An 870-nucleotide genomic window follows, 5' to 3' on the forward strand; every position below is an offset into this window, starting at 1 on the left:
CCCAGACGCTCGTTCAAATCCTCGAAGTGCAGGAAGCCGCTCTCATCGAGACGGCTACAACGATGAGGACGCGTTCAAAATCGCGCGAAAAAACAACGCTGGCGCTCGCAGAATACATGGGTGGTCGCTCACTCTACATCCCACGTGGTGACGCGCTTAAAATCGCGATTCGTGACGCCGAAATCTTCCGCGTCGCCAACCGCCGCAACATCCGCCAATTGTCACGCCGCCACAACGTGTCAGAGCGTCACATCTGGCGGATCCTCAACCGCCAGCAACGCTTGCACGTCCGCAAGCTTCAACCCGACCTGTTCAACAAACCCGAATGACCTATGATTCAATGATTGTCTCGCCGTTACATTCACACTGAGAAAGGGGTAAGTCATGAAGTTTCAAAACTCAATCCGCTATAGCGATCGCTACTTTGTTGCTACTCACTGCATGTTCTAATTCCGCCGAGAAGAAGGCATTTGGTTGGTGTAAGGCCGCGATCCTGTACACTGCCAAAAAATCCAACGGCGGCTGAAGTTCCGTACCGCAAGCCGTCACTGACCAACTACGATGGCGTTCCGACCTATACTTTTCTCTGGCCGCTTGGTGAAGGCAAACTACGTCTTCAAATGGTTACGGTGCGATGATTGATAAACCTGCCGAGTGCACGGTAAAGCGTGGCGCACCGGAATTCCACTACTTGGGCTTTGGGCTCAACACGCTGATCGACTTTAGCCGAGGCAAAAACGAACTTCCGTTTCTAGAACGAGAGATTCGCGAAGGGGCATGTTAAAACCAACTGACACGCGTCACTCTCGACAGAATCCTGTCTGAAACAAACTGAGTCCTGAACTGGGGCTCTCGCGAACACTTCAAATG

At 52.3% G+C, this 870-nt stretch carries 1 protein-coding gene; it reads left to right on the forward strand.

Going from position 1 to position 870, the window contains the following annotated elements; all coding sequences use genetic code 11:
* A partial coding sequence (locus DMP17_RS46250) for a Mor transcription activator family protein (protein WP_337833040.1) occupies window positions 1–329 on the forward strand: 329 nt, incomplete at its 5' end.
* Between the last annotated feature and the right edge of the window lie 541 nt (window positions 330–870).

This window comes from Pseudonocardia sp. TMWB2A (assembly GCF_017312135.1).